This is a genomic window from Pseudomonas sp. GW821-FHT09H03, assembly GCF_059415945.1.
In genome coordinates, this window is sequence record NZ_JBWKOF010000012.1 from 151,362 (window position 1) to 168,428 (window position 17,067).

At 57.1% G+C, this 17,067-nt stretch carries 10 protein-coding genes; 3 read left to right on the forward strand and 7 right to left on the reverse strand.

Going from position 1 to position 17,067, the window contains the following annotated elements; genetic code table 11:
• A complete protein-coding gene (locus AC07OG_RS18450) occupies positions 1–2,217 on the forward strand; it encodes an autotransporter outer membrane beta-barrel domain-containing protein (RefSeq protein WP_495067717.1) in 2,217 nt (738 codons plus the stop codon).
• Positions 2,218–2,349: 132 nt separating this feature from the next.
• Positions 2,350–3,849, forward strand: coding sequence for a hypothetical protein (locus AC07OG_RS18455; protein ID WP_495067718.1), 1,500 nt, complete (start codon positions 2,350–2,352; stop codon positions 3,847–3,849).
• Between the two features lie 45 nt (positions 3,850–3,894).
• Here the strand turns inward: AC07OG_RS18455 and AC07OG_RS18460 are convergent, their stop codons facing one another.
• The 7 genes from AC07OG_RS18460 to AC07OG_RS18490 form a co-directional block, all read right to left on the reverse strand.
• Entirely contained in the window at positions 3,895–4,995 is a 1,101-nt protein-coding gene (locus tag AC07OG_RS18460; protein ID WP_495067719.1) for a fimbrial protein, read from the reverse strand.
• Between the two features lie 70 nt (positions 4,996–5,065).
• Positions 5,066–7,585, reverse strand: coding sequence for a fimbria/pilus outer membrane usher protein (locus tag AC07OG_RS18465; protein WP_495067720.1), 2,520 nt, complete (start codon positions 7,583–7,585; stop codon positions 5,066–5,068).
• 17 nt (positions 7,586–7,602) lie between these two features.
• On the reverse strand, positions 7,603–8,358 hold the full coding sequence (locus tag AC07OG_RS18470) for a fimbrial biogenesis chaperone (protein WP_495067721.1): 756 nt from the start codon (positions 8,356–8,358) through the stop codon (positions 7,603–7,605).
• Positions 8,359–8,453: 95 nt separating this feature from the next.
• On the reverse strand, positions 8,454–9,002 hold the full coding sequence (locus tag AC07OG_RS18475) for a fimbrial protein (protein WP_495067722.1): 549 nt from the start codon (positions 9,000–9,002) through the stop codon (positions 8,454–8,456).
• Positions 9,003–9,319: 317 nt separating this feature from the next.
• Positions 9,320–14,281 (reverse strand): RHS repeat domain-containing protein, encoded by a 4,962-nt coding sequence (locus tag AC07OG_RS18480; protein WP_495067723.1) that lies wholly within the window; start codon positions 14,279–14,281, stop codon positions 9,320–9,322.
• 77 nt (positions 14,282–14,358) lie between these two features.
• Positions 14,359–14,865: a hypothetical protein gene (locus AC07OG_RS18485; protein WP_156465530.1), complete on the reverse strand. Its 507-nt coding sequence runs from the start codon at positions 14,863–14,865 to the stop codon at positions 14,359–14,361.
• Positions 14,866–14,950: 85 nt separating this feature from the next.
• Positions 14,951–15,136 carry a hypothetical protein gene (locus tag AC07OG_RS18490; protein ID WP_156465529.1) on the reverse strand — a complete coding sequence of 62 codons (186 nt, stop codon included), beginning with the start codon at positions 15,134–15,136 and terminating at the stop codon, positions 14,951–14,953.
• Between the two features lie 94 nt (positions 15,137–15,230).
• Between AC07OG_RS18490 and AC07OG_RS18495 the strand changes: the two genes are divergently transcribed.
• A complete protein-coding gene (locus AC07OG_RS18495; protein WP_495067724.1) occupies positions 15,231–17,066 on the forward strand; it encodes a hypothetical protein in 1,836 nt (611 codons plus the stop codon).
• Position 17,067: the final 1 nt, after the last annotated feature.

Sequence of the window (17,067 nt, forward strand, 5' to 3'; positions counted from 1 at the left end):
ATGTACGTCAGTCACGCATTTTCAGTTTCACCACTCACACGGATGCTCAAACTTGCCATCTTCGCGCCGGCGCTGCTGATCAGCCCCTGCGCGCTGGCACTGTCGGTGGTTGAGGATGGCAATTCGCGCACGGTTGACGGCACGACAGTGGTAGACAGATGGCTGGTGCGGGATGCTTCAAGTCTGACCGCCAATAACGCTACGACCAATCAGATTCGTGCCGAGGCAGGTTCGACGCTGGTCCTCAACAACTCGAAAACAACAGCCTTGGGTGCCAGCAGCGGCGTTGAACTGTCCAACAGTGACGCCGCGATCACCAACAAAAGCCGAGTGGTCAGCGATCGCACGGGGTTGCGCCTGATCGGCACGGTCCGCGGTGGCTCCACTGCACGGGTCAGCGACAGCGAAATCATCGGCGGCGAGTTTGGCGCAAGCTTGAGCGCGCAATCGCAGCTGACACTGGAGTCCGGTACAACAGTCACTGCCACCAACGCAGATGGCATCGGCGTGCAGAGTTTCGGCGGCAAGGTTCGTGCTAGCGACAGCACTATCGTTGGCGGGCTCAATGGTGTCCGCCTGTTCACCGCCGGCAATCTGCCGGCTGACAACGCGCTGATTCTCGATAAAAGCCATGTCGAAGGCCTGACGGGTTCGGCCATAATCGTCAATGGTCTGACCCAGACCAACACCGAACGGGCCAATATCGAGATCAACAATGGCTCCACGCTCAAGGGCGGCAATGGCACGCTGCTGGAGGTTATCAACGGTTCTTCGGCCAATTTCAAGGTCAATAACAGCCACCTGACTGGCGATATTGTTGTCGCCGATGGCAGCAGTGCCGACGTCTCGCTTGACCACCTGGCGACGCTGACCGGGCGCCTGGAAAATGTCGAGAACCTGGCGATCAGCAACGACGCCCGATGGATCATGGTTGAGGACGGTGAAGTACAGAACCTGACCTTGAACGGCGGGGGGGTGCAGTTCGGCAATCCGGGCCAGTACTTCAAACTCTCGGTGGAAACCCTGGCGGGCGAGGGCGGCACGTTCTATATGCACAACGACTTCAACAAGGGGCAGATCGATACCCTGACGGTGACAGGAAATGCCAGTGGCAACCATACCATTGCGCTCGACAGTCAAGGTACGGAACCGGTCGGGGCAGGTTCGACATCGGTGGTGCATATCGGCTCGGGCGACGCCACCTTTGCCCTCAAAGGGGGGGCGGTGGATCTGGGGGCTTTCTCTTATGACCTGATCAAACAGGGCGATAACGACTGGGTTCTGGACACCAGCAGCCGCGTCGTCAGCCCGGGCGCTCAATCGGTAATGGCGCTGTTCAACGCCGCACCGACGGTGTGGTACGGCGAGCTCAGCACCCTGCGCTCGCGCATGGGTGAGGTGCGAATGGATCACGGCAAGGCCGGTGGCTGGATCCGCGCCTATGGCAACAAATACGACGTCAGTGAAGGCTCCGGTGTTGCCTACAAGCAAACGCAGCAAGGCATTTCGTTTGGTGCCGACGCGCCGCTGCCCATGGGCGACGGACAATGGCTGGTCGGTCTGCTGGGCGGTTACAGCAAATCCGATCTGGACCTGAGTCGCGGTACCACTGGCGAAGTCGACAGTTACTACCTGGGTGCCTATACCACATGGCTGGATGAGGACAGCGGCTACTACTTCGATGGTGTGTTCAAGTACAACCGATTCCAGAGCGAATCCAGCGTACAACTCAGTGACGGGAAAAAAACCAAGGGTGATTACAACACCAATGGCGTCGGTGCTTCGCTGGAGTTTGGGCGGCATATCAGACTGGCCGAAAACTACTTCGTCGAGCCATACGCTCAACTGTCCGGCGTGATGATCGATGGCGCGAGTTACGACCTGGACAACGGTATGGCCGCCGATGGCGATCGTGCCCGTTCTTTGCTGGGTAAAGTCGGTACCACGGTTGGTCGCAACTTCACCTGGGCCGAAGGCAAAACCCTGCAACCCTATCTGCGCGCCGCTTATGTGCACGAGTTCGCCAGCAACAGCGATGTCGAGATCAATGACAACAGCTTCAGCACCGACTTGTCGGGCTCGCGCGGCGAGTTGGGCGCGGGCGTAGCCATGGCGATGACCGACAAGGTATCGATGCACGTTGATCTGGAGTACAGCAACGGCGACAAGATCGAGCAGCCTTGGGGAGCGAACTTCGGCGTGCGTTACAACTGGTAGTCGAATGACTTGATGTCACCGGGCTGAGGGAAGCCGGTGTGCCGTGCATTCAATATTCTTTTTGTGAGGTGCGGGAGAGTCGCTCAGTAACGGGCTCTCTCCTGCGCGTTATTTTGCTGAGGAGTCTTGTTCATGGTCGACAGTGCTGTTTCCCGCAATATCACCCTGCCCGAACCTGAGGTCGACGGGTTACTGGCCGATGTGCCGGGAGGGGAAACCAACCTGATTCCAGTGGCCCTGACCCATGACGACCTGAAAGTCTGGTTTACCGTGCCGCCTAACTCCGATCCTTCTCTGTCCATGGAAACGGTCGACCTGTTCGTCGACTACGTGGATGATACATCGGTCCCAATTGCAAAAAGGCAGTGGACCGCGCCCATCCAGGATTCAGACCGGTTCGTATGGTTACCCAAGGCATGGTTGGGCAATGAGCGCAATGAGGGGCGACACAGTTTGTCTTACCGGTTCACCGGTTATAATGGCGAACCAGACCACTCCGCAGATCTGGCGTTCACACTGGATATCACCGCCCCTGTTGTGGTGCCCGGCAGCAAAGCCGTTTTTCCTCCCCAAGTTCTTCCTCCCAACAAACTCACCGCGCATTACCTTGATCTGAACGATGACGAAGTCGAGGTCAGCCTCCCTGATTATGCAACACCACGTCCGGGGGATCTCATTACCTGGTTTTGGGGGGGAACTCCCGGCAATCAGGATGAGGGCGGGGGGGTAGAACTCGATAAGGAAAATTATCTGGACCCGGTGACCTTCACCATTGCGGGTGATTTGATTCGAGAACGTAAAGATGGATTGCGGTATGTGTGGTATGAGGTCCACGACCGTGCCGGTAATCGCAGCCGGCCCTCGGATGCGGTCGAACTGGACGTCGCAGCCACTCCGATACCCCGCACATTGCCTTGGCCCAGTGTTGAAAAAGCCGCGGGCACGGGGCAGCAGCAGACCCTGGACCCACTGCAGGCCGTTGCCGGTGGCATTGTGCAAGTCCCGGACGATGCCGTGATCTACCCTCAAGAACGGGTATTTGTGCAATGGGGTGAGCCCGAAACCCTGGGGGGGCGTCGGGTTAATCAGCCCATCATTCCAGGGCAACACCGCTATCAGATCGACATGCCAGCGGTGGCCGCTCATATCGGCAAAACCTTATCGGTGAGCTATGGCGTCATTGATGCGCGAGGGGTAGAGCACCCCTCCATTGCCCGCAGGCTTTCAGTTCAAACCATCCCGAGTAACCGTTTCGAGGCAGTCAGATGCGACGGTCTTTCCGGTGGCAACCTGAGTTACCAAAACGTTGAAGCGGCAGGGGCACGGTTGACGCTGGCCAGATGGAGCATGATCACCACTGACCAATGGATCATGATCACCATGACAGGTGTGAACGCTTCGGGGCAGGATTCGGTGTTCGAAGCCGTCAGAAAGCGAGCTGTCACTGACCAGGAAACCCTGGCAGGCATTGGTTTCAGAACCGAGGTCAGGGTATCCAGGGCGTTTCTCAATGGGTTGCGGCGCAATGCGCCCTTAACGGGCAAGGTCTATGTGAGTTTCGATGGCGGGCAAACATGGCCGCCCTTGTCCGCCCCCAACTTCCCGCTGCTGCAATTGACATTCATCAATTAGTTAATAACGTCCTCCAGTCCTTGCGAACAAGGACCGGGGTGCGAGTTATTTGTAGGTCAGGGTAAAGCTCAGAGCCCCTTTGGCATCGCCAGGCCTGACGTTCGAGTTGGTCTCAATCTGGTAGAAGCGCGCGGCAAAGTTAAGCGTCGTTTCTCCGCTGGTGATTTGCTGTATCGGCACTTCCGTGCTGAGTTCTATGGGTGTCGATTGGTCGCCCTTGAGTATCTGTATGCCGATTCCCTTGGCATCCGAGGCCGGTGTCAGCGTGAATACGCCAGGTATTGCCGGGGTGACTGGCGCTGACCCGCCGCTGCCTTCGAAGCGGATGTTCGCGGTGGCAATGTCAGGCGGGGTGTCGGCCGCGACACAGGAGCTGAGGGTGATGTGGAATGGGATAGCGGTGGTGGTATATCCCGGGCCGGTAAAGTCGGCGAGGTTCCAGTCCCCTAGTTGTACAGGGTCGGCACTGACCCTGTTGCTGCCGCAATGAGCGTGTATGACCTGGCCCCTGAGTCCGACTCGAAAGCTCTTGCCCGGGATCCCTGAAAAATTACCGCTGAACAGTTCCTGTCCGTTGAAGTCCTGTGAGCCGGTGGGAATGGGGCCCGTCTTGATCAGCGTGATGAAATGATCCAGTCTCGAGAAGTTCAGCACTGCCGATCCCATGGGCTTTTGATGGTGGGCGCTAAAGGGGACGGTGGAGTCTCCCGTGTCGGGGGTGAACGCGTTAGTTGCTGAGTTATCGAAGGGGAACGCCAGTTCGAACCGCACACCCACACCTGGAATATTGGTGGGCAGCAGCGTATACGCCGCCCCATAGGCACCGGCACCCAGGGGAATATTCTGAACCGGCGGTACGCTGGTTTGAGTGTTGAAGGTCAAACGCACACTGCCATCGTTATCACAGAGAATGTTCCGCCCTTCGGTGTTGATGACTCTCATGAACTGCCGGTTACGGATGATGCTACCAACAGGTGCATCTCGAGGGACGTAGACACTCCCCATATCCTGAGTGAAGGTCATGGTTCCCGCTCCGGCGGGGCCCCATTGGCAGGCATTGCTCGCCGCGACGGCGACGGAAAATTGCACCTGACACCCGGCTGCGATGCCCAGCAGTGCGGTCAAACAGCGCATGGAAGGTTTCATGGGGTTTCTCCTGGATGGCCCGGGCAGGGCAGGGGCGTTGCCCCTGCAAGTGGTTGGGTCAAGGTTGCGATCAGCGACATGTCAGCTCCTGGATGCGATAGCCTTGAGTCTCTTCCATTTGCGCCGGGTCGATAGGCAACTGGCACCGAGGCTCGACCTGTTCGCCCCAGCTCACATCAAGCATCTGCGGTTCGACGCGGGTCGAGAGCAAAACCTGGCCCGCCTGACCGACCATGCCGATGACCGTCCCGTTTTCATCGCTCAGCTGAGCACCGAACGGCAATAGTTGCCCCTGGGCTGTTCGACCGGTGATGAGCAGGCGAGTGACAGTGCGAGCAGGGAAGGTGGCCTTGACCACGGCGCCCCGTGTGGGTATGACCTGGGTGGTGCCGTTATCGATTTCTACCTCGGGGCCCAACTGATCGGTTTGCAGCACCAGCTGATTGGCCCGATAGGGTCGCAGGTAGGGCGCCAGGGCATAGCCGCGTTCGTTGGTTTTGACGCCAACGGCATTCAATACGCCGACGCCGGCAATGCCTGGCACTTCCACCAACGCAGCGGTTTCTCCCAGATAAGGGCCTGCCTCGACGCCACCGGCATGCACCAGTAAAGCGCCACTGGCATTGAGCGAAACGTTCCGGTAGTCCTGGCTTTGAGTCACACCGGCACCGAAGCTGCCGAAAGCTGCCTGATAACCGAGCGAAAGTGCAGCCGACTGTTGCTGACTGTCTTCACGGGAGACCGACGCCTGGTAATTCAAACGGCTCTGATCAGTATTGCCGCTGAGGGTGGCCCGCTGGGTGAATTGATCGCCGTTTTTCTGGGTGTCGAACGTTGCATTGGCCGAGTGGCCGATATCGAGCGGCATTGAGATGCTCAAGCCAATCTGTCGGTCATTGCCCCGGGATGAATTGAGCGACTGCGCGGCGAACAGGTTGAAGCTCACCTGTTCGTAACGGGTACTGGCGTTGAGCTGATACTGACGTTGTGTGTTGCTGCTCTGCCAATAATCCTGCTGTGACAGTGTCAGACTCAAAGCACTGCTGGCACCTATATTCTGATAGATGGAGGCCTCAAGCCGGCTACGGCGGCTGCCGTACCAATCCGAGTCGTGGCTTCGCTGGCGTACGGCCTCATCGAAATCCCGATAGCCTTCTGTCGAGTAGCGATAGCCGGCGAAGCGCAGGTTGGTCCTGGACGCGAAGGACTTGCCATACTTGAGCGCATAACTCATGCCCTGCACGTGCTGTGAATCCTGGGTGTCGATATCGGCGCCGGAACGGGTGACGTCCAGTGCAAGGGCGCCGAGCTGGCCCAGATCCCGAGCGACGCCCAGGGTGCCGGCCCGGTAGAAATCGCTGGCCATCAGGCCGCCATACAAGGTCACATCCCACGCGGTCCCCATGGCCAGGGTGCCTTGCCAGAGCAGTGGATCTGCCAGGTCCTGCGCGCCGTTATAGCGCCCCAGGGCCGCACTGTAGCGCCACACACCCTCGCGTAGCAGGTTGCCGATGGTCGCGAACGACTGGGTAAAGCGCCTGACCTGACCGTCCGCCTCCGTCAAAACGATGTCCAGTTCGCCGCTACCACCATTGGTGCTCAGGTCATCGATTTCATAGGGGCCCGCGCTCACATAGGTGGTGTAGATGGGATAGCCGTTCTGAAAGATTTCAAGCTTGGCGCGCGTTTGCGCGACGCCACGAATGATCGGCGCATAACCTTGCAGGACATCCGGCAGCATGCCCATATCCGAACCAATCAGAGCCCCTTTGATGGGCAGGCTCCTGAACACATCGCCGCTGGTAAAGGTTTCACCCAGTGTCAGGTTGGCATGGGTGCCCGGCAGATCGCGCTGCGCGTAGGCATAGGCTCGGGTCCATTCACGCTGGCCGTCTTCGTTTTGTCGCAACGACTGGTTACTGCGCAAGCGCCACGGACCCAGATTGACGCCGCCATTGAGGTACAGATCGTCGGTGTTCTGGCGGCCGCGATAGCGACTGCTGCCTTGCTGCGCCGACGCCTGGTAGCTGACGAAGGCGGCATTGATGCCGTGATCCCAGCGCTCGGGGTCGATCCGGCCGAACACATCACGGCGCATGGCGATTTGAGGGATGGAAATGGCCAGCAGCAGCTGGCTGCCATCGAAGTCGATTTGCGCGCCGGGGATCAGCGCCAGCAGATCAACACACTGGGTTGTGAGTAATTCGGGGTTGGCGATGCTGTCGAGTCGTACCCCCATCTGATCCAGAAGTTCGGCCGACAGGCAGGGGATCAGTTGGCTACCGTCGGGACTTGGGATGAACTCGATTTCACGCTGGCCAAAGTCTATCAGGTTGACCTGAGTGCCAACCCGATAGCGCCCCGGTCCCAAATCATGGGTTTGGCTCAGCGCCTGCAGCGCTTGCTGGCCGGCGCTCACGGCATGATCGGGGCTCTGGCGTAAAAAGCCGGATTGAAATTCAAGCGCAGGTGCTGGTTGCGCGGGATTTTCCTGCGCGAGAATGGTGCTGCTGTAGCCCACTACAAACAAATGAACGAGGTACCGCCGCGCAGGTGCACGTCGGCACGGCAATGAAAGAGGGAAGGTCATGCTCCGGATACTCTGTCTCACGGGGTGACCTGAATCGGCAGAGTCAGCGGGGTGGAGGAACCGCCGTAATCGTTGATGACCGAGAATTCGATCTGCGCTCCCGGCGCGGGCGCTGCACCGGTCACTGCAAAGGTCTGCCGGGACATCGGCGCGACCATCTCGGCGTTCTCAATCATCTGCTCGCGGCCATTGCCCTTGACTGCGAGGCGAAGGAACGTCACGTGGAAGGGTGACGGGTTGTACACCTCCAGTTGCGCTTTACCGCCTGCCTGCCTGGTTGACCACTGCAGATCTTTGAGGCGGGACATGGGGGTGTCCTTGAGCTCGCTTGGGCGATAAAACAGTTTTATGCGGGTGCGCAGGGCAATGTTCAGTACATTGCCGGCGTCCGGGTCGACCTGTGGGATTTCCTGAACATTGAAGTAGAACAATGATTCACGATCCGTCGGCAGATCGTTGGGCAGGCCATTGATCTGCACGTGTTGTTCCTTGCCCGGGTTCAGCCGGAACAGCGGCGGCGAGGGCATGAACGGCACGGCTGTGGTCGTATCATCGGCGGCGGTGTTGACCCAGGTTTGTACGGCGTAAGTCCGCTCGCTGGGGTTGGCGACAATCAATGACGTGCTGCGTTTGCTGCTGTCGAACACTACACGCGTCCCGCTCAGGGTCAGGGCGGCCTGGGCGGCGGGAATGCTGGACGCCAGCATGATCGCAGTCATGCAGGCGCCAAGGGCGGGCCGGGAAGCGGCCGCCCGCTTGATCAAACCGAGCATGGTTGAATACCTTTTTTCGGATGTAACAGGCTGCAAGGCAGCACTGAGTGCCCTCCCTGGCGACGTGAGCGGCCAGGAGGGCGGGGGCGGGGGGGTTATCTGATGTCGACGATGAAGTCTATTTGCGCCGAGGCTACGCCGGCTTCCACCGCCGTGGCCGTGGAGCGGTAGTACGCATCGAAACGCATGTCGCTGGAGCCGGTCTCATTCAGGTCGTATTCAACCGAACTGCCACCTGGCGCGATCGAGGCGCCGCTTTTGTCCCTGAGCACGATGACCACGTTCTTGGCGCCGTCCGCGTCAGGGGTGACGGCAAAGTAGGAGTTCGAAGGGTCCGGCCTGCCAGTGAAGGTGACACTACCTTTGCCGCCAACAGCAACGCCGCAAGCGACTCCGTCCTTCACGCGAAGGGCAAAGGATTTGCCACTGAGTTCCTGGCCCGCACCGGTAAAGCGGCTGGCCTCAAGGCTGCCCATTTTCACCTGATTGCCGATTGAGCCGTCCTCAGGGTTGACGACTTCAATCGGGCAGGTGCTGGCGGTGATCTTGCCTTCGAAGTTGATGTTGCCGGTGTTGGCGAACGCCGAAGTGCCGGCGATGCCGGCAGCCAGACCGAGGGAAAGTGCAAGTAGCGACTTTTTCAAAACGTTGATCCTTGTTTGTTTAAACAGTGCGGGGCGTTTAAAAGGTCGAGACGGTGCTGTTATTGCACTGTTTAGTAATAGGTTGGGTTTTGGGGGGTGATGTCTCGATGGGGGGATTGTATTAAGCGGGGGGGCAGAGGGAATATGAGAAAACTCTCAGTTGTGTGGGTGCAAGGGCGGGTATTTATTTGGGGGTGTTTCGGCTGGTGTCGTGATTGTGCCTCGGGCAATTTGAGAGGCAGGTTGGCAAGTTCCAAGTGCGCAATCCAAAGAGGATTGCGCACTTGGCAGGAGGGGCGCGTGCTATAACTTATGTCTTACATACGAACTGCTCCTTCGTTAAGGTAAACTCGAACTTCCGCCTGTTTTGGTGCAAACTTTCCGGAGCCAAGATAATGCCAATTACCAAGACTAGCCGATGGTCGAGTCAGGATCGGGGACGGGGGTACGTTTTCTGAAGCAGTTGTGACAGGAATCTCGGAGATCGAAGGCGCCCGGACATTGGTATTAGTTGACCCTGAAGGCGTATCAATATCGGATATACTTGGATCATAAGTTGAGGAAGAAGAACGCCTGGAAGCTGGGTTGTTCAGACTTTCCTGAGATAGGCTTGCTTGTCGGGGGCGTTCTTGTGGAACCTCGTTCAGGTCGCCGGGAATAGAGCCAGATCTTGATCGACCACTTGAAACAGATGCGCGGGGTGTCGGTGTATTCTGAGGCCGCTTAAAATAACCTACCGAGCCCACAGTTGCCCCAAGCGCCACCAAGATTGAGCCAACGGCCACAAAATTGTCATCTTCCACGATAACGCCATACGTGGTAGCAGCAGCCCCTAGCGTTGCCAAGGCCGCGCCGCCCCATGCTGCAATAGCAGCCAATCCAACTCCTGCTGTAAACCAGGCAACGCCGACTAGAACCACTGCAACGAGAACAACAGCAAAAATGGCGGCAATTTTTCCAAGCAAACCTCCCGTTGTCTCTTTGACGGGATCCTTCTGTGGGTCGTCGGGCCGATCATTGGTAGGTCGGTGGCCGGTCGGGTCGCGGAAGGTGACGGGATTGCCCAGGCCATACACATAGGGGTTGACCCCGCCGGAGCCGAACGGGCTGAAAGAATCGGGGCTGTGAAAGCGTTGCAAGTTCGGATTGTAGGCACGATAGCCGCGCCCCAGCAGATACCATTGCGTAACTTCTTCGTACACTTCGCAGTTGAAAGCGAGCAAACTGCGCAGTTCGTCTTCGCTGCTGCGAGCACCGTAGGCAGTGTAAGCCGCTGTTTTTATTCCAGATTGCAAAATTTCGCCGATGACATGGGGGCTGGCGTCTGTCATCAGCAGAATGGCTTGTGCGGGATCATCGCTTCGCTCCTGGCCCAGGGGCCGATCGCCGTCGAACAGGTACTGAGTGTACGTGTCACCCTGGCGCGTGTGACTGAGGCTATAGCCTTGGTAAAACCGCAGGGTTTCGCGTTCATTGCCCAGACGGATTCCCACCAGATGGTTGTGCCCGTCATAACGGTAGGTCACCAGGGCTTGTAGCCCTGTCGGGTCCTTGACAGCGATCAGACGCCCCTGGCTGTCGTAGATCAGGCGACGATTCTGTTCGTCGTTGAGCATATTGCCATTGGCATCGTATTCGAACGCCTGGCAGGGCGAATAGCCTCCGTCGGTATAGGTATGAGTAATCTGGGTCAACTGACAGGGATCAGCAGGGGCATAGGTGAACGTTGCGATATCACTCAGTCCATTGTCGAATTGCGTGACAACGCGCTTAACATTGTCCAGCCCATCGAACGTGAATCTCTGGCTGGTGATCGCATTGCCGTAGGCATCCTTGGGCAGGGCTTTGCTGGTGCCCGTACACTTGTGATGTACAAGCCGGTTACGCGGGTCATAGTCAAACTCTTCCTTGAGCAGGCTGCGCCCATCCAGACTCAGCTGTCGGCTTTTGAGCTGGTTGTCTCCCTGCCAGGTCTGGATTATGGTGCGGGGCGGTTGATTATCCACACTCAGGGTACGTTCAATTTCTCGGTTCTGGGTGTCGTATCGCATTTCAACGACCAGCGTCACGCCCGAGACTGTGTTGCGCGTGGTAGTGCGGTGAAGCTGTCCAAGAGCGTTATATTCAAAGTCGGCTTTTAAAGAGCCTTGGGTGACTGAACAGGGTCGTCCGCATTTGTCATAAGTTTGAAGGTTTTCAAGGCCGCCGGTATCACGGCGGCTGATTTGACGTCCCAAGAGGGAGGTGACGTAATCGGTTTCCTGGGTTGTACCGTCAGTGTCGGTCCAGCTTTCATGCGCCAGTTGACCATTGGGTGAATAGCGGTAAGTGCGCTGGCCATGGCTATTGATCGCCTTGGTGATACCCCCGGTTTTGGGGTCATAGCTGTACGTCGCAGGCTGGCTCTCGCAGGTCTTGATGGATAAAGGCTGTTGGGTCAGCTCTGGCTTGTATTCATAGTCGAACGTTTCCAGCGCAGTGATACGTTGGCTGGGCTGCATCTGAGCGCCCGCATAGCGATATCGTTCGGTTCGCAGATTGCCCGCCGATCCAGTACTTCTTTCCGTCAGACGCAGGAGACTGTCAAATGTCTGGTGACCGACCGTTACTTCGGGTTGGGCGATGTTTCCCGGTATAACCTTTAACCGGGTCACGTGCTGGCCAAAACTTTGCTGTGCAAACTCCCTGGTGACCTTCGTGTTGTCGGCGAGCGTGGTCGCCTCCACACGCTCCCACACGTCGTAGGAGAAATGTGTGGTGCGCTCCTGCCCATCGTACAACTCAATTTGTTCTACGCAGTTGCTGTTGCCATCGTAGAGAAACTGTGTGGCTCCAACGGTTGGTAGTGCCGTCTCACCCAGTAATCGCTGAAGGTGTTCGGCGACCGGGCGCTCGGGTTGTTGCTGGCATCGCTCGATCAACGGCTGGGCATCCAGTCGTTCAAAACGCTCCAGCTTACCGAAATCGTTGTATTCGCCCCCCGTCAGACCACTGATCGTAATCTCTGTTTGCGCGCCGGGCGTTTCCAGCCAGCGATACTCGATGGGCCCCTTTTTGCCAAACGGCGACCATAAGAGATTGTTTACGCTACCGTCCGGGTTGGTGGTTCGGCACTCGACACCCCAGGCGTCGTACTCGAACTGCTGGCGCAACTTGATGCATTTATCTTCCAGCCAGTAGTCGTAGCTGATCTGTTCAAAACAATTGTTCTGTTCATCGTAGCTGGCGGCAAAAATCTGCCGTGGCGTTTCTGATTTTTCCGCGTATGCCTGGTAAATCATCCGCCCCATCCCGTCGTAGCGGGTATGGGTGGTCGCGCCCGTGGTTTCGGTCACACTCTGAGACGCCTGTTGCCCGTCGATGCTGGTCAAGGTATAGGTGTAAACCCGCTCGGCGCTAACATCAGGGGATGAGGGCGAGACGACTTCCCTGGTGATTCGACCCAGCGCATCGAATTGGCGTAGCAGTTGCACGCCGTCGAGATCAGTGGACAGAACGACTTCTCCGGTGACCAACGAGTGTTGTTGAAGTATTGATTTCTCGATGCGGTCAAAACCGGTAAACAATTCAGTGGTCTGCAGCACCGGTTGCCCGGTCAGTGCACTGTTCAACCGCTGGTACTCATACGAAGTCGTGCTGGTTTTGCCATTGAGGGTGGTCAGCAATGTAACTGGGCGGCCATGCAGGAACGCATCCGCCGGCAGCTCGTGATAGGTGCGTTGGGTCTGTTGCAAAGTGGTGTCGGTGGCGCCGTTGACCTGCGCCAGGGTCTCGCTCTCGATCGCCAGCCAGTCGGGCTGCCCGCTGCCGGTCAAGGCTTTGTGCGCCGCATAACGCAAGCGGGTGCGCAGTGTCGGGGCGCCCGGTTCGCCTTGGGGCGACGGGGTGACCAGGGTATCTTTGAGGTTGCGCACAAAGCGGTCCGGCGGGCAGCCGTCCTCGCCCTCCTTGAGGTAGTAGGTGTAGGTGGTCACACGGCCATTGGGCTCGACCTGTCTGGTCTGATTACCGTCCGTGTCAAAATCAGTTTCTGCCACTTCTGCGCGGTATTGGGTGGGGTCCTTGTCGATCGTCCAGATGGTGGTGACCTTCCTGGGCAGCTGAAATTGCGCGACCTGCTGCTCGAACGGTTTGTCCTCGGCGTAGTAGTCGGTCTTGACCTGTTTGATACATTTTTGCTGGGTGGTTGTCTCTTCGGTCAGCAAATGAAAACGGTTGTAGGTGCGCTTCACGGTGCGCACCACCTTGGGGTTGTTTAGGTCGGTGGCATCCATTAGCGTGGCGGTGCTGCCGTATTCATAATGGGTGACCACTTTGTACAGCGGGTCCATGCCTTCTTCCCAACTGACGGTTTCCCCGAACCCCAGGAAATTATGGCTGGTGTAGCTGAAGTCGACCTGGGTCATCGGTTGGCCGAAGCCGGGGTAGCTGCGATGACGGGTGACCCGCGGCAGGTTGGGCCGGCTGACGCCGCCCGGATAAGGGTGCCCCAGGTCACCGTAGTCAAGGGTTTCGCGCCCGCCCGTTGGCGTGTGGACTTCATGCAGGCAGAGAATGTCGCGGATCGGCCCGTTGCCGTAGCCAAACCGCCAGGACGCCTTGTCGGCGGTGGGCAACACGATACTGGTGACCCTGCCACTGCCGTTGAGGTTCATTTCATAGCGCGCCAGCGGGCCGCCACCGGGGCCGTCGTAGGGGCGTATGAGGATTTCCACCTGGGTGTCGTTGGGGCGGTTGATGCGCAACAGTTCGCCTTGGGCGTCCCTGATGCTAGCCAGGCGCTGGCCACCGCGGAAGTTGGCATAATCCAGCTCGATGCAGTGCCCGGCGGGCGAGTAGATCTTTTTCGGCAAGGCCACCCGATCAGTGCTGCTGCCACCGACCTCGAGCAACTCCACCAGCCCGGACTTGTGCGTCACGCGGTACCAGTCATTGCCCAGGTTTTGGAAGTGAAAGCTGTCGAGTTTTTTTTCCTTGATGGACGGCTCGGTCCCGCTGCCGGTGACCTTGAAGGTTTCCCCGGTGTGCAGGGACAGGATGCTGTTGTGCGGGGTGAACTGGGTCTGGTTGAGGTTCCAGCCCAGCCCCCAGCCGGAATCCAGGGTGTTGATCGGGTTGAAGGCCAGGCTCACGGGAGAGGCCGGGCCACCCAGCCAGTTGCTCTTGACCTCGGGGAAGTCGATGGAGAGGGTGTATTGCCCGGTACGGGGGTCGACACCGCCTTGCATATGATTCACGAAACCAAAGGCTTGCGAATGCACGGCTCTGGAAGAAGTCATGTTTTGGGGCCTCGTTATTAATTATTTCCAAGATGATTCTGTCGTCCGAAAAGACAAGCGGTATTTGTATATCGACACTACGGAGATGGGGGCTGCGCTGAAGTGATAATTTTTACGCAAGCTGTGTTGTCTGCTGCGGAGGAGCCATGTTTTTTCCAGGTGCGAGTGAGTTGCAAACCTGGTTCGATGATCAGGCCAGGTTGAAAGGTGGTGAGGAAGTCAACTTCAATAATTGTGGTTTCTGTGTTTTTTTTTGTTGTTTTCAGTTCTATATAAAAACCATCCCTGCTTGTGTCCTCCCTGCAATCTGCATGGTCATGAATAAAAATTTTTGTAGCCGAAGGCATTTCTGAAAATGCGATGGTGCGAGCAGTATCATAACCACATTTTCCTTCCCCGCTTTTCTCCAAGTCGTAGACTGCTGTTTGTCCCGGCTCGGGAGCTTTTAAGGTGCAGCGGTTACTATCCTTGTCTCTTAAAATAATAGTACCCCGACTAGCAGAGGTTTCAGCCATTACGGCGCTGGATAATAAGAAACAGGTGGCGAGCAATAGCCCGATACTGGTTGATTTTTGGAGGTTCATCTGGTGGCCTCATGTAACGAGTTGGGTTGGACTTACATTCGGAGTTTGGGCTAACGTTATCACCTGATTGGGTTGTCGAAACCTATCAGAACAGATAGTTGTTTACGTCACGTGCAAGGCGTAGGCTTTCAGGATTTTTGCCGGAACAGTGTGATGCGCTGGCAGGTCTATACAAGCTGTCGAAGGGCGCAGAGATCAATAAAGATAAATATCGATTGAAGTAAGGTTGAGTGCAGCAAAACAGCAGGGTTAAATCAAAGTCTTCAAGCATATCGCATTTCCAGCGCCTGACAACCTAGTAGTTCTGTTAGTGGTCGGCTCCTTGAGTTCGGCGTTATTGTGAGATTCATAGTCGATGAATTCCAATGACCAAGGAGAAAAAAATGGCGGATGTGAACCCCCGTCCTGTGATCCGGGATCTACAGCCTGGCGACTGGATCGATCTGGACCAGTTGGGCAGTGATGCTCTGATGACCTATATCAAATACCCCGATATTGCCATCGACGACGTATTTTGGCCGAACTGGCGAGGCTGTGGAGCGCAGGGTGCAATCGCCGATCACTTCAATGCCCGAGTGGATGTTTCGATTGAAGGGGGGTACACCCCTGAGTCGGGAATGCCGGTGCTGGTACCCAATGGACTGCTCAAGCAGCTTGATCAAGGCTGGGCCTTTTATTCGTACGCGCTCGGTAAGGCTTCTGATCCAGCATTCCGGGGGCCAGAGTCCCTGCGAACCTTCTGCTATGTGGGTAAACGCCCAGACAAAGTCAGCAGTTTACCGGTGCCGCAGATCAAGGAATCCCATGGGTGTGCATTGGACCCGGATGAACTCGACCCTGCGGGTGCCACTGCCGTGGTACCGCCTTATAACGCGATGAGCGTTGGGGACACCGTGATTCTCACCTGGCAAGGGTACTATGCCGGGATCCCGGAGGACCCCTTTAAACAAAAGAAAACAATCAAGGCTGAGGAGTTGGGCCAGCCGCTGACGTTCACGGTCCCGAAAGCCCAGTTCGACTATCCGGTTCAAGATGGCGAGTTAAGTTATCGTATCGAGTATGCCAACGGAGTGGGGGAACCAAGTGACTCCGAGGTGCAAACACTGGACTTGGTCAAATCCGATGCCAAGCGGTTAGACCCCATCACTGTCAAGGGCCACGAAGAGGGCCCGATCAATCCCGGGAAGTATCCTGATGGGCTGGTATTACAGGTAAAACCTGCTTATGCAGCCCTTCAGGAGGGGGATTGGGTGCTGGTGTACTGGACGGGCACGGATAAGACCAAAAATGTCATCAAGGCACTGCGGGCCGATCGGTCGACGGTGGACAGCGGGGTCATCGAATTTCTGATCGAGCCCCGTTGGCTGACCGACAATAGCAATTCCAAGGTGGCCGTGGTTTATCAGTTTGCCCGCCAGGGTGTTGCGCAATCTGCTGATACATTGGAATTGAATATCAGTAAACCGTTGAATCTGCCCATGCCGATAGTCGAAAACGCGACAAGTGAAGGCACTGACAAGGGATTTCTGAGGGCGAATACCAGTGGCGACCATGTCAGCATACCCGCAACGGCCGAAGTTGGCTCGGGCAGAGTAGAGCTGCATTTTGAGGGTAATCCCAATGGTGGGCGGCACATTGCGTTGACGCCTATACCAGGCAACGGCAAGAAATACTTCATTCCCGCCACCGTCCTGGCTGCCAACATGTCGGAGCGCCTGGATGTGCATTTTCCCGTGTTTTATCGCGTGTTTGCACCGGGTGATAACGTCGGCGAAAAGTCCGCCACTTACAACGTGCGCATCACGCCACTGCCCGCGTCACGGTATCCCTTTACGACGTCGCCGCAGATTGTAAATAACGAAATGAAGTTGTCCTCTGTCGGTATTGGCGGTGCCGATCTGGAAATTCACTCTTCGCCCCACAACGACGCATGGCCATTCATGGCCGAGGGACAACTATTGATCATGGAAGTCCACGGTGTCGATCGTAGTGGCGGTAGTATCCGGACTTTCGTGCGCGAGGCCACTCATCCGGTTACCGCGGCGGAGTTCAGAAATAAGAAAGCAACGGCAAAATTGCCAAAAGCTTTTCTCAGTACGCTCAAGCCCAATGAGCCATTCACCCTGAAGGCGAAAGTTAGTTTCAATGGCGGCGACTCTTATATCAACTTTGTGGACAGTACACCGAAGCTTGTTAGTTGAC

Bases quoted from the DNA above. Each gene is read 5' to 3' on its own strand.
- AC07OG_RS18485 (WP_156465530.1), bottom strand. From the start codon at position 14,865: ATGAACCTCCAAAAATCAACCAGTATCGGGCTATTGCTCGCCACCTGT.
- AC07OG_RS18495 (WP_495067724.1), top strand. From the start codon at position 15,231: ATGACCAAGGAGAAAAAAATGGCGGATGTGAACCCCCGTCCTGTGATC.
- AC07OG_RS18480 (WP_495067723.1), bottom strand. From the start codon at position 14,281: ATGACTTCTTCCAGAGCCGTGCATTCGCAAGCCTTTGGTTTCGTGAAT.
- AC07OG_RS18460 (WP_495067719.1), bottom strand. From the start codon at position 4,995: ATGAAACCTTCCATGCGCTGTTTGACCGCACTGCTGGGCATCGCAGCC.
- AC07OG_RS18490 (WP_156465529.1), bottom strand. From the start codon at position 15,136: ATGCTTGAAGACTTTGATTTAACCCTGCTGTTTTGCTGCACTCAACCT.
- AC07OG_RS18470 (WP_495067721.1), bottom strand. From the start codon at position 8,358: ATGCTCGGTTTGATCAAGCGGGCGGCCGCTTCCCGGCCCGCCCTTGGC.
- AC07OG_RS18465 (WP_495067720.1), bottom strand. From the start codon at position 7,585: ATGACCTTCCCTCTTTCATTGCCGTGCCGACGTGCACCTGCGCGGCGG.
- AC07OG_RS18455 (WP_495067718.1), top strand. From the start codon at position 2,350: ATGGTCGACAGTGCTGTTTCCCGCAATATCACCCTGCCCGAACCTGAG.
- AC07OG_RS18450 (WP_495067717.1), top strand. From the start codon at position 1: ATGTACGTCAGTCACGCATTTTCAGTTTCACCACTCACACGGATGCTC.